Annotated in this window: 1 protein-coding gene; it reads left to right on the plus strand. The window is 77.6% G+C overall.

The genetic code is table 11. The annotated features are described in order from the left end of the window. The coding region (locus tag ACFV6I_RS19195; protein ID WP_380426495.1) for a glycosyl hydrolase at positions 1-442 on the plus strand (442 nt) is incomplete at its 5' end. Between the last annotated feature and the right edge of the window lie 157 nt (positions 443-599).

Below are 599 nucleotides of genomic sequence, written 5' to 3' on the forward strand. Positions count from 1 at the left end.
CGCGGGGCGGCGGCGCGGCGGCCGCGCGCGGGGGGCGGGGGGGCGCCGCGCGGGGGGCGGCGCCCGGCGCCCGGGCCCCCCCCCCCCCCCCCCCCCCCACGACAAGGTCGACTTCATCCCCCTGCACTGGTACGGCTCGGACTTTCGCGCCGACGCCGCGACCGGTCAACTGCGCAGCTACCTCCAAGCCGTGTACAACCGCTACAAGAAGCCGATCTGGCTCACCGAGTACGCCCTGATCGACTTCTCCAGCGGCACCCCGAGGTACCCGACACCGGAACAACAGGCCGCGTTCGTGACGAAGTCGACCGCCATGCTCCAGGGACTCCCCTTCGTCGAGCGCTACGCGTGGTTCACCCTCTCCGCGGACCGTGGCGGCACCGGCCTCTACAACCGGGCGACCCCCAACCGGGTGGGGACCGCCTACCGCGCGGCCGGCTGAGCACACACCCCACCCCCGTCCACGCACGGACGCAGGCGACCACGACGCCCGGACCGGCGCAGAACCAGGAGTGTCGGCGAGGGCGCCCGCGGGGGGGGCCGGGCGGGCCCCCCCCGCGGGCGGCGCCGGCGCGCCCGCGCGCGCCCGCGCGCGGCCC

This window comes from Kitasatospora sp. NPDC059803, from assembly GCF_042732255.1.
Taxonomy (GTDB): Bacteria; Actinomycetota; Actinomycetes; order Streptomycetales; family Streptomycetaceae; genus Kitasatospora.